12 protein-coding genes are annotated in these 17107 nt (G+C 48.7%); 5 read left to right on the top strand and 7 right to left on the bottom strand.

The annotated features are described in order from the left end of the window. The first annotated feature begins 39 nt into the window (after positions 1-39). Positions 40-951 (top strand): DUF5996 family protein, encoded by a 912-nt coding sequence (locus tag NF78_RS16920; RefSeq protein WP_035988151.1) that lies wholly within the window; start codon positions 40-42, stop codon positions 949-951. Between the two features lie 141 nt (positions 952-1092). Here the strand turns inward: NF78_RS16920 and NF78_RS16915 are convergent, their stop codons facing one another. Further along, on the bottom strand, positions 1093-3237 hold the full coding sequence (locus NF78_RS16915) for a peptidase domain-containing ABC transporter (RefSeq protein WP_035988149.1): 2145 nt from the start codon (positions 3235-3237) through the stop codon (positions 1093-1095). A gap of 1117 nt (positions 3238-4354) precedes the next feature. Here NF78_RS16915 and NF78_RS16910 point away from each other — a divergent pair. The 4 genes from NF78_RS16910 (at position 4355) to NF78_RS33545 (ending at position 10807) form a co-directional block, all read left to right on the top strand. Next, positions 4355-5770, top strand: coding sequence for an HlyD family efflux transporter periplasmic adaptor subunit (locus tag NF78_RS16910; RefSeq protein WP_052050575.1), 1416 nt, complete (start codon positions 4355-4357; stop codon positions 5768-5770). 175 nt (positions 5771-5945) lie between these two features. Further along, the gene (locus tag NF78_RS16905; protein ID WP_052050574.1) at positions 5946-8831 is read left to right on the top strand and encodes a helicase-related protein; all 2886 of its coding nucleotides are present in this window, start codon (positions 5946-5948) and stop codon (positions 8829-8831) included. A 57-nt stretch (positions 8832-8888) separates the two neighbouring features. Further along, positions 8889-9977: an IS481 family transposase gene (locus tag NF78_RS16900; RefSeq protein WP_052050573.1), complete on the top strand. Its 1089-nt coding sequence runs from the start codon at positions 8889-8891 to the stop codon at positions 9975-9977. Between the two features lie 38 nt (positions 9978-10015). Beyond that, positions 10016-10807, top strand: coding sequence for a transposase (locus tag NF78_RS33545; protein ID WP_412768526.1), 792 nt, complete (start codon positions 10016-10018; stop codon positions 10805-10807). A gap of 6 nt (positions 10808-10813) precedes the next feature. Here NF78_RS33545 and NF78_RS16890 read toward each other — a convergent pair whose 3' ends face one another. The 6 genes from NF78_RS16890 to NF78_RS16875 all read right to left on the bottom strand — a co-directional run bounded on the left by NF78_RS16890 (position 10814) and on the right by NF78_RS16875 (position 17090). Further along, the gene (locus NF78_RS16890; protein ID WP_035988147.1) at positions 10814-11605 is read right to left on the bottom strand and encodes an IS5 family transposase; all 792 of its coding nucleotides are present in this window, start codon (positions 11603-11605) and stop codon (positions 10814-10816) included. Between the two features lie 385 nt (positions 11606-11990). Next, on the bottom strand, positions 11991-12950 hold the full coding sequence (locus tag NF78_RS29675; RefSeq protein WP_072016106.1) for an isopenicillin N synthase family dioxygenase: 960 nt from the start codon (positions 12948-12950) through the stop codon (positions 11991-11993). Positions 12951-12971: 21 nt separating this feature from the next. Further along, complete coding sequence (locus NF78_RS29670; RefSeq protein ID WP_072016105.1) at positions 12972-13697, bottom strand: amino acid ABC transporter ATP-binding protein; 726 nt, start codon at positions 13695-13697, stop codon at positions 12972-12974. A 7-nt stretch (positions 13698-13704) separates the two neighbouring features. Next, entirely contained in the window at positions 13705-14367 is a 663-nt protein-coding gene (locus NF78_RS16885; RefSeq protein ID WP_035988145.1) for an ABC transporter permease subunit, read from the bottom strand. Further along, positions 14364-15146, bottom strand: a complete 783-nt coding sequence (locus tag NF78_RS16880; RefSeq protein WP_197064862.1) for a substrate-binding periplasmic protein — start codon at positions 15144-15146, stop codon at positions 14364-14366. Before NF78_RS16880 ends, NF78_RS16885 begins: the two co-directional genes overlap by 4 nt. A gap of 225 nt (positions 15147-15371) precedes the next feature. After that, positions 15372-17090, bottom strand: coding sequence for a hydantoinase B/oxoprolinase family protein (locus NF78_RS16875; RefSeq protein ID WP_035988140.1), 1719 nt, complete (start codon positions 17088-17090; stop codon positions 15372-15374). Positions 17091-17107: the final 17 nt, after the last annotated feature.

Here is a 17107-nt window from a genome sequence, read left to right as displayed (position 1 = left end):
AGCTTTTCTGAGTTTGCTTGACCTTTTTTGGAAACCGCTATGCCGCATCTCTGGCCGCCGCTGAGTCTGGACGACTGGCAAGACACCTGCACCACGTTGCACCTGTGGACGCAGATTGTGGGCAAAATCCGCTTGGTGCAAACGCCGTGGATTAACCACTCGTGGCATGTGCCACTATACGTGACGGCGGGGGGGCTGACGACGGGCACCATCCCCCACGATGACCAGATTTTTCAGATCGACTTCGACTTTTTTGACCACCAGTTGCGCATTGTCACCAGTGCGGGGCAGAAGCGATCGGTGGCCCTGCAACCGCGAACCGTGGCGGACTTTTACCGGGCGGTGATGGCGGCTCTGGGGGAGTTAGGGGTTGCTGTGCGCATCCATACCACCCCGAACGAAATTCCAGACGCGATACCCTTCGAGCAGGATGATACCCATGGGGCCTACGATGCCGAGGCGGCCCAGCGGTTTTGGCGGGTGCTATTGCAATCTGACCGGGTATTCCGCGAGTTTCGCTCCCACTTTTGCGGCAAGGTCAGCCCGGTGCATTTTTTCTGGGGCAGTTTTGATCTGGCGGTGACGCGGTTTTCGGGGCGGTCTGCGCCGCCGCATCCGGGGGGCGTACCCAATCTGCCGGACGATGTGGCTCAGGAGGCTTACTGCCAGGAGGTCAGCAGTGCTGGGTTTTGGCCGGGTACCGGCCTGGGCTACCCAGCGTTTTATTCCTACGCCTACCCAACACCGGAGGGGTTCAAAGACGCCACTGTGAAGCCGGAGGCGGCGTTTTTCCATGAGGGATTGGGGGAGTTTGTTTTGCCTTATGAGGCGGTGCGTAAGGCGGCTGACCCAGACCAGGCGCTGCTAGGGTTCTTGCACAGCACCTACGAGGCGGCGGCAGATTTGGCAGGGTGGGATGTCGCTGGGCTAAAGCAGACCTGGTTTAAGTGAGGGTGGTTTGTGGGGCTGGAGGTGAAGATTAAGGTGTGCGATTGCCCATGAAGTTGGAGGGCTGATTATGCTGATTTTTTCCATTTAATAACGAGTTGTGCCGCTGGAGCACTGATGAGGAGAAAATATAAAATGATCTCGTCATGGATTAAGAAAACTTAAGTGGTCACCTTCCATAGTCTGCAAATCTTTCGGGGTGCCTTGAAGCTTGACGCTGCCCTGCTCAAGGAAAACAACCCAATCAGCCCGCTCAATCACTCTAGGGCGATGGCTTATCAAAATTGTAGTTTTCCCTTGACGTGAAGCCAAGAGCTGATCCAGCATTTCTGCTTCACTGATGGGATCAAGCCCAGCTGTTGATTCATCTAAGATAAGAATAGGCGGATCATTCACAATTGCCCTTGCTACTGCGAGTCTTTGCCTTTGACCACCTGATAAGTTAGCTCCAAATTCCCCCAAAACAGTTTGATACTTATCTGGCAATTTACTAATAAATTCATCTGCTCCTGCAACTTGGCAAGCGTAAACGATTTTCTCAAAGGTGATAGTTGGAGAGCCGAGCCGAAAGTTCTCGATAATTGAACGGCTCCAAAAATGAGGTTCCTGGGGTATAAGCATAACCTGCTGGCGTAAGCAGTCTAGTGCCAAGTCTTCTAGATTAAAGACTCCAATCCGAATGTTGCCAGATTGGTAGGGATAAAGTCCTGAAACTAGTTTTACTAGAGAGCTTTTGCCACATCCGGAGCGCCCGACAATGGCAGTCACCTTGCCACCTAGAATCGTTAACGAAAAATTATCGAGTAAATCGATTCGACCTGCGTGATGAAAGGTTAAATCAGTTAGAGATATATCTACATCATCTCGAATTTGGACAAAGGCTTTACTGTCGGTTTCATCACTTTCTGATGGAGTATCAATGACCTCAGATAATCTTTGAGTAGCTGTTTTAGCTTGTGTAAATTCATCAGAAAAATCAATTACAGCACCGAAAAAACCAAGGAAGCTGCCGCTCATGCTACTGAAGGCAAGGAGCTGGCCAATACTCATTTCTCGCCCGATTACTAAACTGCTACCAAACCAAAGAAGTACAACACTGCCGATGCCAGAGACTAAACTGGAGAATGTGCCATTGATAATGCCGATCTGTGCCGTGCCATAAACTAGTCGGGAAAGACGGCCAAAACGGCTTTGAAGCTCTTCCCAAAATTGCTGCTGCGCGGCTGTAGTTTTCAGTGTTAATGCTCCTTTGAAGATTTCGACTAATATACCTTGATTCTCTGCGTCTAACACCATGATGGTACGAATTTTTTGCTGTAAAGCAGGCAGAAATATAAATGTAGTAATAGTGCTAACTACAGCCAGAAGAAGTACTACTATCACTAGCTTCCAGCTATAAAATACCATCAGTCCTAAGGAAATCAGGGCAATGAAGAACTGACTAGGTAAGGTAATGACGGTTTGTGAGACGAGCTGGTTTATTTGCTGAATGTCTTGTAGACGGCTAATAACCTCTCCGCTCCGTCGGGCTTCGTAGTAACTTAGAGGTAGGCGAAGAATCTTACGCCCAAACTCCATGACCAGACCCAATTCTAAACGTTGGGCAAATTGAGTGATCAGATTAGCTTGCACTACGCTGAGAGCACTACTGACCAGGTTCATAACGATGATGGCGATCGCAACTCCCCTAAGTAAATGAGAGTCACCGCGAATCAACACATCATCAGTTAGAATTTGGATCAGAAACGGGGAGGTCAGCGACAGTATACCGAGCACCAAATTGATCAGTAAAGACTCAAATAGAATGCCTCGATAGGGAAAAATTCGCTTGAAGAAACGCCCAATCCCATGAACTTTATCTTCTACCTGCTGAGAGAACCGGTCTGGATCAGGTTCAAGTAACAGCATCATGCCATCAGTCCAACCTGCAACTAACTCTTGCTCTTCTAGATGACGAATTCCTACGGCTGGATCGGCGATAATATACTTTCCACGTCTTTTACCATACAACACCACATAGTGATTACCCTTCCAATGAATGATTGCCGGAAGAGTTACTTCACTCATTCTTTGAAGAATGGCGGGTGAAGCCTTGACAGAACGGGCATTAAAGCCCAATGCCTCCGCGCCTCTCCGAAGCCCTAAAAGAGTTGTACCTTGCTTGCCTGTGCCTACGATTTCCCGAAGTCGGCTCAGCGCATATGCTTTTTTGTAATGCTTTGCCACTGTTGCAAGACAAGCCGCGCCGCAATCTTCTTCGCTATGTTGCTGTACACACTGGTATTTCATAGATGGTGTTGCATTACTTTAGTCTCTAGTTTTCCCATAAAATATAGAAAGGTACCTAAGTAACTAGGTACCTTTCAAAAGGAGATGAGACAGAGAAAAAGCTTTAGCTTAAACTGGAAGATGAAGCAAATACATCAACGTGCCATTGCCCTGCCAGTTTGTGGATCCCTGCTATTACACTTTGCTCTTTCTTTCTCACTTTTAACTTTGTTACACTGACCTGAGTTGGAATAGTAAATCTGCTTGTACTGATTGAATGTGTACTTAGCTACCTGACCCCAAGCCCATCTCTGCCATCCTCCTTGAATTTGAGCTTCCTCATCACTAGACAGTTCTACAAATAGTGAATCGTCTTTGAAGGTTTGCATATATCCCTCTAATGATTGTCCAAAGTTACTTGTAAAAGCGTGTTGACTAGTATCAGGATGTCCTTAAAACTTCCTTCCACCAGTGTAATCCCCACTATAGATTACGCTCTTGTCCTAAGAGTAGCTACTAAACACAGACATCTACATTGTAAGATTCACGGATTTTAGCAGTAATTAGGTTTATTTTTCCTTTATAAAGAAGCCACTTGTGCCGCAGTTTCACTACAGGAGCTATGCCTCAGCATTTCAAAATGCCTTTTGCGTAAGGGGTTTATAACTTTACATTTGCCTGCAAAATATGCTTAAGCAAATATACTTAGGTGATATCATTTCATTTTGAATGCTCAAAAGGCGTTAATCATTGTTTCGGCTACTCAGACAAGTAAGAGTCCTCCGGAAGTTGTAGCCTTTATGAAACAGCGCTTTGGAGCTCAAGGCACTGGCCTGCTAAAGTAGGACGGTTTTTAGAACGCCTGCTGCACAAGGGTTCTGAGCAACGAGAAATCAAGGATCATACTTTTAGAGACCAGTGCCGAGCTCAATAGCTCAGATGAGCTAAGTGGGTGAGCCTAATTAAACGTAGCCCTGAATCGCTGAAAGCCTTGCCGTGCCGTGATTGTCATGTTGATTATTTAGGTCTACCTACTTATCCATAAGTGGCCGTAGGTGGCCGAAACGATGACAGAGGCTGCTCGAAGATACCTGAGATGGGTACTCTAGTCTCAGAAGACTGCCACATCTCAACTCCTATGACTAATTACTCCAGTTCAGAATTCTCTTATCTCAACTCAAAAGAAAAAATTGAAGCGGGAGGAGCGGAAGCTTCTCTGCAAAAAGATTCTCAGATTACGGAGCAAGAGTTTGTCATTCCTCTAGATAACGATGAATTTATTCCGTCAGTAAGTCGCTGGGTAACGTTGGGGGGTGCTTTCCTGCTGAGTACAGTTGGAATTGGGGTTGGTTTAGCAGCCATAACACCCTTCCCAGACACTGTGCGAGCATCTGCTTCAGTCCGCCCGGATGGAGAGGTGAAAATTGTGCAAGCAGCAACAGAGGGTATCATTGAAAAACTAGAGGTAGAAGAAACTCAGAAGGTTGAGCAAGGGCAGGTCATTGCCCGCATTGATGATTCACGCTTACGAACCCGCAAGAGCCAGTTAGAAAACAGTATTCAGCAAGGGCAGATCCAAATCCAAATGCTAGATACTCAGAGAATGAACTTAAGTTCTCAAATTGCTGCTGAGCAGAATCTGATGGCTCGAAGTATTACATTAGCCCAAGCTGAACTAATTCGGATTGAGCGCGAATACACTGATAAGCAAGCAGTCGCAGTCAAAGAGGTTCAGGAAGCAGAGGCACATGTAGCGTCTGCTAAAGGAGAATTTGAAGCATGGGAGAGGTTAGGCAAAGAAGGGGCCGCAGCACAAGTAGAGGTGGAAAGTAAACGTCAAGCTTATATCGCAGCGCAAGCTAGATTAGAACGAGTCCAAACCACTCTCAATCCTACGTCTGCCACAGTTTCTGTTGCTCAAGAACAGATCGCTCAATCTAGAGCGAGAGGCGAATCCATATCAGCAACTCTACAACGAGATGTAGGAGCATTGCTTCAACAAAAAGTCCAGATTCAAGCTCAAGTCAGCAAGGATCAAAAAGAAATTCAACAAGTTATTAATGAATTGAAAGACACCATTGTTCGTGCTCAGACAGATGGAACTATTCTGAAAATGGACATTCGTAATGAAGGACAATTTGTTCGTCCGGGCGAAGTAATAGCCCACATTTCACCTCAAGATACTCCTTTAGTAATCAAAGCACGGGTATCGCCTCAGGATATTGGCAAGGTTAAAGTTGGGCAAGAAGTGAAGATGCGCGTATCTGCCTATACTTATACAGATTATGGAACCTTAGATGGCAACGTTATTTCTGTAGCTGCTGATGCCACAGCGCCACAAGCGCAACCCCAAGAACCTTCTAAGGCCAGTCCTGAATCTTCTGTTTCTCCCTATTTTGAAATTACGATTCAGCCTAAACAGACTTATTTGAGAAAAGGCGATTATAAGCATGAGATTCAGGCAGGGATGGAGGTGCAAGCAGATATTATTTCTCAGAAAGAAACTGTTCTAACTTTCATCTTAAGAAAGGCAAGATTATTAATGGGAGTTTAAAATTTAGTTGTTGAATTGGTTTCTTGGTGGATGGCGCAGCACAACAAATCGTTGCAGCAGCAAAATGAAAATGATTAATAAAGATGGAACAATGTTGATATTTGACTAATGTATCAGCCTGGGAACCCTGGAGCTTGGATAGCTAGGAAAGCACCTAGGGAGGGAAACAGCACCGATGGAAACTGGTGAGCAACTCAGCCTGCTACGTCAAATCGAAGACGTTCAGGCAAACCCCAATCTCAGATTGCCTGCCCACGATCGCTTCCCTCACAACCATAATCGCCACACCGTTAAGTCGGTCGTCTTTCCAGACCTGCTTAGCTCCCATCGCCCCCTCATCATCAGCGGTTACACCTCCCTGAGCATGATGATCGAGTTTCTGGCCGAATGCCACCAGAAGTTGCAAGCAGACGAAAATGCCTTCGACACCATCCAAATCCTGATTGGCAACGAGCCACATCCTACCCAGCGCACCACCTTTCGCCTCAAAGACAGCAACCTGGCGACCGAAGTTCAACGCTACTGGCTAGAGGAGCGAGGAATTTCCATCTTCCTCTGTGCCAAAGTGATTGTGGCCATCGAACTCCTCCGCAGCGGCAAGGTAGAAGCCCGACTCTCCAATCAATCCCGCCCCCTCCATGCCAAGATTTTCCGAGGAGATGAGGCCATTACCCTCGGATCAAGCAACTTCAGCCAGTCCGGCTTAGAACTCCAACACGAGGCCAATAGCCGCTACCAGCGGGAAGCAGAACCCGAGCGCTATCAAGAAGCCTGCCAGATGGCCGAGAGCTACTGGGAGCTAGGGCGCGACTACCAGGCAGAACTCATCGAACTGCTGGAACTGCTGTTGAGCGTCGTCACCTGGCAAGAAGCCATGGCCAGAGCCTGTGCCGAACTGCTGGAAGGTGATTGGGCCATTCGGTATACCCAGGGCCTACAATACAGCGATGAAGCCGCCCTCTGGCCCTCTCAATACCAGGGAATTGCCCACGCCCTGTGGGTGATTGAGAACGTTGGTAGTGTCCTGGTGGCTGACGCCACCGGTTCTGGCAAAACTAAAACCGGTGCCCATCTAATTCGCAGCGTGATGCAGAAGATGTGGAGTACCGGTCGCATCAAGACGGAAATTCCCATCCTGCTGTGCCCGCCGAGCGTAGAAGCCTCCTGGCAAGAGGAGTCCCAACGGTGTGGACAGAATACCCTCACCTGTTCCCACGGCCTGTTGAGCAACACTACCGAAGACAAGCGAGAGGATGTCCTGCGCCTCATCCGCCGTGCCCAGGTGCTTGCTGTTGATGAAGCCCATCGCTTCTTAAACCTCAAATCCACCCGGACTCGACAGCTGTTCAACAATATTGCAGACCATGTGCTGCTGTTCACGGCTACCCCCATCAATCGTGGCCCCTTGGACTTAATTGCCATTGTCGATTTGCTGGGGGCCGACAACTTTGATGATGACTTGCTAGATACCCTCAGCCGTATTCGGCGGCGTCGAGGGGAAGACATTGCCCAGGCCGAGCTAGAGAAAATCCAGCGGGCCATTCAACGCTTTACGGTACGGCGAACCAAGACCATGCTGAACCGGATGATTGAGAGCAATCCAGAGGCATTTAGAAATAAGCATGGGGTGCCGTGCCGCTATCCCAAGCATGTCACCGATGTCTATATCTGCGATCGCAATACCGCCACCGCCAATAAAGACCGCCAACTGGCCGCACAAATTCGGGAAACCGCTGCTCAGCTCAAAGGCATCCAGTACGTTCAAAAACCGATAGAAGTGCCCGACTTCTATGGGGGAACCCACGAACAATATCTGGAAAGTCGGCTGAGCAGCGCCGCTGCCCTGGCCATGTACTACGTCATGGCGAGCCTGAGATCCTCCCGAGTCCGTCTTATCGAGCTGATTAGGGGGACAGAATTTGCCAAGACCTGGGGCAAGATTTCGACCAGGGTCAAGACTCAGGAGACTGGCAATGTGATCAGCGGCCTACAGGAGAAAGCCGGTAAACCGGCCCAGCAAACCCTGGATATTCCAATGCCCGAGTGGCTGACCGATCCAGAGCAGCATGAGGTGGCTAGCCAGGACGAAATTCGCCTGTATGAGCGCATCGAAGCGCTGGTCAACCAAATGTCGGATGGTCGAGAAGCGGTCAAAGCCAAGAAGCTGACGGACTTATTGAAAAAACATGGCATCGTCATCGCCTTTGACAAAAGCCTAATAACTCTAGCGGATATTCATGATCGCCTCCGTCAGCACCAGGGTTGTGAGGTGATGATTGCGACGGGCACCAGCAAAGCGGAAAGAGACAAGGCTAACCGGGCCTGTCAACTGGGGTCTCAGCGAAAAGGCGTCATTCTGCTCTGCTCCGATGCCATGTCAGAGGGCATCAACCTGCAACAGGCGTCGGCAGTGGTCAACCTCGATATGCCCACCGTGGTGCGGGTGGCTGAACAACGGATTGGGCGCATTGACCGGATGGACAGCCCCCATCCTCAGATTGAGGTGTTCTTCCCGAAGGACAGCGAGGAGTTCATTTTGTCCTCCGACCAGCGGTTTGTGGATCGGATGAGATTTTCCTCAGAGATGTTGGGGGCCAATATTCCCCTGCCGAATGAACTGTTAACCGGGGAGCTACAGCTATCCGATACCATCACTCGCTTAAATGAGGTGATTGAAGCTGACACCCCGGCAGATCAGCTCCTGGATGTGTTTACTCCAGTGCGATCGCTGGTTGAAGGAGAATCAGCCCTGGTTCAGCGGGATATTTACGAACGAATGCGAACCAGCGATGCTCGGGTAATTGCCTCGGTGCGAGCACTGCAACGGAAGCGAATTAGCATTGTGTCGGCCCGACGTCCGTGGGTATTTTTCGCGATCGCAGGGACTGAATGGGGTGCCCCTCGTTGGGTTTACCTGGATAGCCCCCAGGCCAAACCCGTAACGGATCTGGAGGAGGTCAGCCAGCACCTCCGCAATGTGCTGACTGATGAAGTCGATAATCTACCCAAAGACAAGTTGGAACAGGCGGCTAGGGTTCTCCAAGACTTCCTGCAACTGTAATAGTCAAGACTTTATCTGACACTCCATGTAAACTTGTACTGACTTAGGAGTGTCACAATGAATACGCAAGAGAAGATTGTCAAGAACAAACTGGGCTTGCTCAACCTGGCTAAGACCTTAGGCAATGTGTCCCAAGCCTGCAAAGTCATGGGCGTCTCGCGCGACACCTTCTACCGCTACCAGGAATTGTACGAAAGCGGTGGTGAATTGGCCTTGCAAGAGATTGATCGTCGCAAGCCCTGCGTGAAGAACCGGGTCGAGGCGGCCATTGAAGAGGCGGTGGTGGCGTTTGCGATCGAGCAACCGGCCTACGGTCAGATTCGCGTGTCCAATGAGATGAAAAAGCGTGGCCTGTTCGTCTCGCCCGGTGGGGTGCGCTCGATCTGGCTGCGCCATGACCTGCAAACCTTCGCCAAACGCCTTAAAGCGCTGGAAGCCAAAGCGGCCCAGGAAAACCTGATTCTCACCGAGGCCCAGGTGAAGGCACTGGAGAAAGCCAAGGAGGAGAAAGAGGCCCATGGCGAAATCGAAACCCACCACCCGGGCTATCTTGGGGCTCAGGACACGTTCTATGTGGGCCATCTCAAGGGCGTGGGGCGCATCTACCAGCAGACCTTCATTGATACCTATACCCGAGTAGCCACCGTCAAACTCTATGACCGCAAGACGGCACTGGTCGCCGCTGACGTGCTCAATGACCGGGTGATTCCCTTCTTTGAGGCCCATGACGTGCGCCTGTTGCGCATCCTCACTGACCGAGGTACTGAATACTGTGGCAACGTGGCTCACCACGAATACCAGTTGTACCTGGCGATTGAGGACATTGACCACAGCCGTACCAAGGCCAAATCACCGCAGACTAATGGCATTTGTGAGCGGTTCCACCGCACGATCCTCGAAGAGTTCTACCAGGTGGCATTCCGCAAGAAGGTCTATCACAGCATCGAGGAACTCCAACAGGATGTCGATGAGTGGCTTGAGTTTTATAATCAAGAGCGACCGCACTCAGGACGCTATTGCTACGGCAAGACGCCAATGCAGACCTGGAAAGACAGCTTGCATCTGGCCAAAGCAAAACAGCTTGACCAACACGTAGAAGATGACGATAAAAATCAAACACGACCTGACACCCTTCTACGTGTCTGATATACCCCAACTGTCAGATAAAGCCTGATCTATTACAAATGCTGGTTCAAGTCCGACGCTGGTTGGGAAATCGGCCCATTGTGGTGGTGGCCGACAGCAGCTTCGCCGCTCTAGACTTTTTGGCGTCGGTGAGCCATCTCCCCCATCCTGTTCATGTCGTCACTCGACTTCGCTTAGATGCCGCCCTTTATAAACCCCCTCCGCCTCGGGACGCCCACACCATCGGCCGCCCTCGTAAAGTCGGGCAACGCTTGCCCACCCTAAAAACTCGGTTGGAGGATTCCACCACCCGCTGGCAGTCCCTTACCCTGGAGGGCTGGTATGGTCAGCAAACCTACACCTTAGAATGGGTCTCGCAAACGGCCGTGTGGTATCACACTGGACTTCCTCCTGTCCCCATTCGTTGGGTCTTGGTGCGTGACCCGCTGGGCCAGTTGGAGCCTCAGGCCTTTCTCTGTACTGATCTCGAGGCGACCCCCGCCCAAATCTTGCTCTGGTTTCGGCATCGCTGGCAAGTCGAAGTCACCTTCCAGGAGGTGCGGACTCATTTGGGGGTTGAAACTCAGCGGCAGTGGTCTGACTTAGCGATTCGACGCACGACTCCTGCCCTATTGGCCCTGTTCTCGCTGGTCGTGCTCCTCACCCAGCGACTGCACCCCCAATTTACCTTCCCCCTACCTCAAACCGCCTGGTACACGAAGCAACGCCCGACCTTCGCCGATGCCTTGGCCTTTGTTCGCCGATATTTGTGGGCTTCCCGGCTTTTTCAGACATCACGAGATGACCTTGAGTACGTTAGAGGATATTTGGAAACACGGAGAGGGGTATGAAAAGCCTCACGCGAGTCTCCGTAACATGAGGCGAATCATAGCGAGATGAATCAGCGCCTCCGAGGATTCAGGCAGCCGCTCGTAATCCACATTGAGCCGCCGACACCAATGGAGCCAGCCGTAGGTGCGCTCCACAACCCAGCGCCTCGGTAGCAAGACAAACCCCTTGGTCCCCTGAGGGCGCAGCACCACGTCCAGGACGAGGGCAAAGCAGTCAATCACCGTCTTGAAGAAGTCCACCCCCGAAAACCCTCCATCCACCCAGATGAGCCCCAGGCGAGGCAGACGCTCGCGCTCCTGGTGAACGACCGATAGCAATTGTTTGGCTCCGTCCCGCTCTGGGACGCTGGCGGCGACCACCGTCACCGCTACCAGCAACCCCATCGTATCGACCAGGGCAAACCGCTTGCGACCCTTGATTTTCTTACCCCCGTCATAGCCCACCGATTGACTCACCATCACCGCACTGGGCACGCTCTGGGAGTCGAGGGCTCCGGCGCTCGGCGTCGGCGCTCGGTCTTCGGCCACCCGCACCCAACTCATCAGATGGTCATGCACTCGCTTCCAGGTCCCGTCGTGTTTCCACTGCCGGAAGTAGTAGTAAACCGTGGAATAGGGCGGAAAGGACTGGGGCAACAGCGACCAGGCACACCCCGTGGCTAACACGTACAGCATGGCGTTGATGACCTCATACAGGTCAACGGTGCGCGGTCTGCCGGTGGCTTTCGGGCCGGGAAGCAAAGGGGATAGGAGATCCCACTGGTCACGGGTAAGGTTGGTGGAATAGTCTGATGTCATGGCTTCCAAGGGGCTACAGTCTTCATTTCTGAGCCTAATACCGAGGAAGCCTTTTCTACGATCCAGGTGTCCGTGTGCTAATTGATACTTTCCAAATATCCTCTTAAAGTCCCTCGCCCTATCTTCGACACCTGGACCGAGCTACTTTGCCATGCCGCCTGATTGGATAAAGTCGAGCTAAGAAGGTGTTTGAAAAGTGATTTGCAGTCGCTTTAGTCACCTACCGATCCCCCCTGCTCCCCTTGAAAAGTGGGTATCTCCCTAAATTCCCCTTAAAAAGGGGAATTTAGGGGAGATACCCACTTTTGCTACAAGACATAAGACTTTCCAAACGTCCTCTAACCTAAATGAGTATTATCAGTCTTTCAGGTTAGCTACCGTTAAACTAGCTGAGCTCAATCGTTGCTTGTAGCAAACCAACTATATAGTCTCCGGCTAAAATACTGGGATAGCGAGAAGGATTTTCGGGACTTTGACAACAGGGGAGACAGGTGATTGAAGTTCGACTATTTGGGTGGCAAAAAAAGGCAATTGAATAGCGAGAACTGTCAGATTCCTCAGTTTGCGGTGGGACTACTCTATGGGGGTTAGAGCAATATTGATCATTGGTCCAGCGCTGAAGAAGATTGCCTACATTCACCACCATGGTGTTAGGCATATAAGGAACAGATACCCATTCTCCCGAACGCAGCTTCACCTCAAGGCCACCTGCTTGATCCTGGAAGAGTAAAGTAATACTGCCGTAATCCGTGTGGGCACCTGCACGTAACTGACCATCTTTTAGTGGACGATTAATGGGGGGATAAAAGATGAACCGTAACTCATGATCTTCTTCGTCATGAGTTTCCACAAAATATTGGGAATCGGGTAGATCAAGAGCAAGAGCCAATGCCTCCAAGATATTATTAGCAGCTTTCGTTAATTCTGGATAGAGAATACCAATATTATTCCTAAAAGCTTCTTGTCCTAAAGGCCACTCCCATTTATTACCACACGCTTTACCAATATCGAGCATCTCCTTAAAGTCGCCTGGACCACTTAAGTCTAAGGTTTCCTTTTCTAGGCCCACATAACCACTCTTTTCATAATAGTTAGCATCACCTGACCATGAAAGTTGCTTCTTTTGGTCTAGCGATAAATCAAAAAACTGCTTTGAGTTACTGAAAGAATGTGCAATGAGGGATTGATCAATGCCGTGATTCTTCAGATACATAAAGCCAGTTTCCCGAAAGGCAAGATGGATCTGACTAGCAATAAGTTGGCGTTCTTCGAAACTGCCCTGAAGGAATAGGTTGAAATCAATCACCTGAACTTGATGGGTGGATGATTGTGTCAAGCTAAGCATTCGACAATGACTCCTCGAGTTCTACATTGCTGATTCAATAACAGACAGAAACTTTCGAACACGCTCATGTTTTGGTGAACTCAAAAGCTCGACACCTCCTGTCTCTAAGACTTCACCTTGATTCAAAAAGACAATTTGATCGGCAGCACGACTAGCAAACCCAATTAGGTGAGTAATAATTAAAATTCCAATATTTCGCTCTCGTAGAGATTGTAGATGAGACAGGATGACACTTACTTGCTCGACGTCTAAGGACGATGTCACCTCATCTAGCAGTATGTAAGAAGGTTCTAAAACTAATGCTCGAACTAGTGCGGTTCGTTGCCGCTGCCCAAGGGAAGCTTGATTTGGGTAGCGATCACAAAATTCAGTCAAACCTAGTGATTCAGTTAGACTCTCTGCTTGCTTACGAGCAAAAATTCCTTTTCGATTAAGAGGCAGCATAATATTCTGGCGGAGGGTTAAATGGGGCCACAAAAAATGTTGCTGGAAGACAATGGTTACGTGAGGCCAAGGAGGCCTAATTTTTTGGCGTTTGGCCAAGGGAAAATCATAAGTTGTGTCATCAAGCGAAATAGTACCCTGATCAGGATAATCGAGTAGTGCAAGAGATTTTAACAAGGTTGTTTTTCCACTTCCACTAGGACCAATTAAAGCTGTAATTTGGCCCGGCTTCACGCTTAAGCTGACATTATTTAAGATGATTTTCTCACCATATTTTTTGGTTATCTTGTCAGCTTTAAGCATGGCGAAATCAGGACTCGGATAAATTACGGGTAAAGGTATTCCTAAACCAATAGGCAAAGCCATTTAGAGGTAAGCAAACCGCCAAAAAGAAGATACCTAGAGCAGTATAAATTTCTACAGGCTTATAAATAGAGGAGTTAATTCGCTGAGCTACACGAAATATTTCTTCCACAGAAATCAAACTAGCGAATAACGTTGCCTGTAGCATATTGACCTGAGTGATAATCAGTGTCGGCAAAGTTTGCCTAAAAATGATTGGAACTTGAATGAAAAACAAAGTATCCAATCCGGAAATTCCACAAACCTTGGCCGCAGTATTATATTGCTTTGGAAACTCTAGGAGTGATCCCCTTACAATATCAGCGACTGCAAAAAGGTTCACAATCGAAAGAACAAATGCAGCTGTGTAGAAGGGATTTACAACAATATTAAAAACAGCTTGAGCTGGAAAATGCAACCAAAACAAAAAAACAAGTATGGGAATTCCTGAAAGGATAAAGGAGCCCAGGCGAGCAATAACTGCCAGCCAAGAAATTCTAGCGCTTAGGCCCCCTAAAACAGTTCCGGCAATCAAACCGAATGACCAGATGATCAAACAGAGTTGAAGGGTCACTTTAAGGCCGGATAAGAACCCTTGCTGATAGTTAACAAGAATCTCTAATACAGTCATGAATCAGAGCGATAAGGAAAAGCTACAGGGTACATCAGTCCATCTTCAGGAATATATTTCTCCATCAGCGATGCAATATTGCCACCATTTAACTGACTTTGCAGAGCAGTATTCAGCATAGACTCAAATTTAGGCTGATTATTCTTAAACATCATAGAATTGCCGAATACTGCGATTGGCTGGTCCTGGGCAGCATTTTTTAAGGTTCCGGGATTCTGCTGGAGAAATTCGTAGCCAATATAGGGCTCAATCACAGCTACATCAGCCTTTCCTTGAGAGACATTCAGCATCATCTGGGAAACATCTGAAATTTGACCTAATGAAACAGTTTCTGCTTTAGGAAACTTTGTTTTGGCAACTAATTCAGAAATTTCACCGTCAATGATGGCAATCTTAACATCGCTCGAATTCGCTGCCTTGATGTCATTGTTGAAGCGATTTTCATCGCTTCTAACGTAAACTCCTAAGCCTGAATAAAAGAGGGGAATTGTAAAGTCTACGACTTTTCCACGGCTAGGGGTTTCCCAAATGCCATTGCCAACAATATCGTAGCGATCGCTCAATAGACCTTCAATCATAGTGCCCCAGGCCACTTCTTCAGTCCATTCCACTTCAAGCTCTAAGTCTTCTCCAGCTTGGTTAAGAGCATCGATAAAAACCCCTGACAGTTCACCTGTGTTGGGATCTTTAAAGCTACCAGGAGGATAGACAATGTAAGCTGCCCTGATCTTCCCAGATTCAAGCACCCGGTCATAAGTACTTGCTTCATTAGCTTGCATAGGGGTAGCCTGAGCTTGGGCTATACTACCCTCTGAGACCTTCGTAGGTGAGGTACTGCAGGCTTTGAGAGTGAAACTGGCGAATAGGATCAAGCAAAATAATCCTAAGGCTTGCCATACCTTACCTAGTTTTATCAGTCTCATTTTTCAATCACTCCTTGTAGATATAACTTTGGGCCAACCGGATATTACTTCTCTGTTCCGCAATAGAAAAGGTGAACGTAATCAGGCAATATCAAGCTGGTAAGTGTTGGCAGCGGCTTGTGGCGAGATAAATCCCAACTTTAGGTCTTCACGAACTTTGGTACGATCACGTAATTGCGGCTCACCATAGCCTCCACCTCCTCCCGGTCTAAGGATGACTCGATCCCCTGCCTGTACGGGCACGTCAGCTACTTTTTGAGGAAGTTCTTCTTCAGTTCCGTTATTGCGGATGATCTTAAAAATCGATGCACCACCAGAATGTCCTCCAAAAATGCCGGGAGGCGGACAATCTTTACGGCTGGTAAATGCAGTTAAAAGACAATCAACCTCAACTAAAATCTCGGTTTCTAAAGCGCAACCTCCGCGAAACTGGCCAGGACCACCTGTATCGGTCTTTAGTTCGCGCCGCAGGTAGCGAACTGGAAAATTTTCTTCTTCTACCTCGACATTGGGAATCATAGAATTACTGGAGGCAATGCAAGAGGCGTGCCAGCCATCTAAACTGGCTCTTGCTCCACCGCCAGTACCTAAACCATCTAGGACATTATGTATAAAAGGCTCACCTGTTTTGGGATGAGTGCCTGAGAAAAACAGTGCCGACCACATCATGGACCAAGTACCGATTCCACGTTCGGGTTGAGCCTTTGATAGAGCTTGTAACAGCAAATCATAGACCCGTCCCCCTCCTTCTGTGGTAGATCCGCCGATAGGAGCTGGAAAACGAGGATTAAAGAGGCAGCCTTCCGGGGCTGATACACTGATAGGCCGAAAGAATCCATGATTTCTAGGAATTGAAGGATCTAGAAACAGCATTAATCCTGCCCAGGAAGACGCCACCGTATTTGAGAAAGAGGCATTAATGAACCCTGCTGCCTGATTATCTGTTCCATCAAAGTCCAAATGAATATCGGAACCAACGATCGTCAATTTCAGGCAAAGCTTATAAAGACGTGCTTCATGACCATCATGGTCAATGTAGTCAACAGCTTCGTAAACACCGTCAGGTAATTTCTCAATTTCAGCTCTAGCTAAGACCTCGGCGTGATCTAGGATGTCATTTTGAATCTGTTTAAATTGGATAGCACCATACTTAGCAGCGACCTCAGCAATCCGTTCGGTCCCCCGGCGCACCGTTGCTAATTGAGCTAAGATGTCCCCCCGTTGTTGATAGGGTAGGCGCACGGCTCGAATAAACATATCAAGAACTGAGGTCTGCAAGATGCCCTGGTCAACAAGCTTGATGCCGGGGAATCGAATCCCTTCCTGATAAATACTGCTAGCTTTGGGGGCATAGCCTCCTGCTGTCATGCCTCCGATATCAATCTGGTGGGCCGTACATCCTGAAAACCCAACCATTTCGTCTTCGACAAAAATTGGAGCTAACAGGCTTAGATCCTGTGGATGAGTACCACCCAGATAAGAATCATTGATGATGTAGACGTCACCCTGCTTAAACTCATCTGGCACTCGTTGGTTAACAATCTGCTGTAAAGCTTGGGATACACCCCCTTGGTGGTGGGGAATAAATTGCCCCATGGTCAGCAATTCCCCTTTATAAGTAAAGGTGGAAACAGAGAAATCCTGGCATTCGCAAAAAATGGACGTGTGGGCAGTTTTGAGGAGAGTAATCCCCATTTCCTTACCGATGGCCTCTAGACGATTGCTGACGATTTCGAGGGTGATTGGATCAGTTCTTGATTGAGTCTTCTGAGTATCTTTGGGACCAGAAACTGCGACCATAATGAAAACAAAACTTG

Origin of the sequence: Leptolyngbya sp. KIOST-1 (assembly GCF_000763385.1) — a bacterium.
Classification (GTDB): Bacteria; Cyanobacteriota; Cyanobacteriia; order Phormidesmidales; family Phormidesmidaceae; genus Nodosilinea.
The sequence above is the reverse complement of the archived record's forward strand: the minus strand, read 5'-3'. Positions and strand labels throughout refer to the sequence as shown.

Coding starts and splice junctions, on each gene's coding strand:
- NF78_RS16920 (WP_035988151.1), top strand. CDS start 40: ATGCCGCATCTCTGGCCGCCGCTGAGTCTGGACGACTGGCAAGACACC.
- NF78_RS16880 (WP_197064862.1), bottom strand. CDS start 15,146: ATGCAAGCTAATGAAGCAAGTACTTATGACCGGGTGCTTGAATCTGGG.
- NF78_RS16900 (WP_052050573.1), top strand. CDS start 8,889: ATGAATACGCAAGAGAAGATTGTCAAGAACAAACTGGGCTTGCTCAAC.
- NF78_RS16915 (WP_035988149.1), bottom strand. CDS start 3,237: ATGAAATACCAGTGTGTACAGCAACATAGCGAAGAAGATTGCGGCGCG.
- NF78_RS16875 (WP_035988140.1), bottom strand. CDS start 17,090: ATGGTCGCAGTTTCTGGTCCCAAAGATACTCAGAAGACTCAATCAAGA.
- NF78_RS29675 (WP_072016106.1), bottom strand. CDS start 12,950: ATGCTTAGCTTGACACAATCATCCACCCATCAAGTTCAGGTGATTGAT.
- NF78_RS16890 (WP_035988147.1), bottom strand. CDS start 11,605: ATGACATCAGACTATTCCACCAACCTTACCCGTGACCAGTGGGATCTC.
- NF78_RS16905 (WP_052050574.1), top strand. CDS start 5,946: ATGGAAACTGGTGAGCAACTCAGCCTGCTACGTCAAATCGAAGACGTT.
- NF78_RS16885 (WP_035988145.1), bottom strand. CDS start 14,367: ATGACTGTATTAGAGATTCTTGTTAACTATCAGCAAGGGTTCTTATCC.
- NF78_RS33545 (WP_412768526.1), top strand. CDS start 10,016: ATGCTGGTTCAAGTCCGACGCTGGTTGGGAAATCGGCCCATTGTGGTG.
- NF78_RS29670 (WP_072016105.1), bottom strand. CDS start 13,697: ATGCTTAAAGCTGACAAGATAACCAAAAAATATGGTGAGAAAATCATC.
- NF78_RS16910 (WP_052050575.1), top strand. CDS start 4,355: ATGACTAATTACTCCAGTTCAGAATTCTCTTATCTCAACTCAAAAGAA.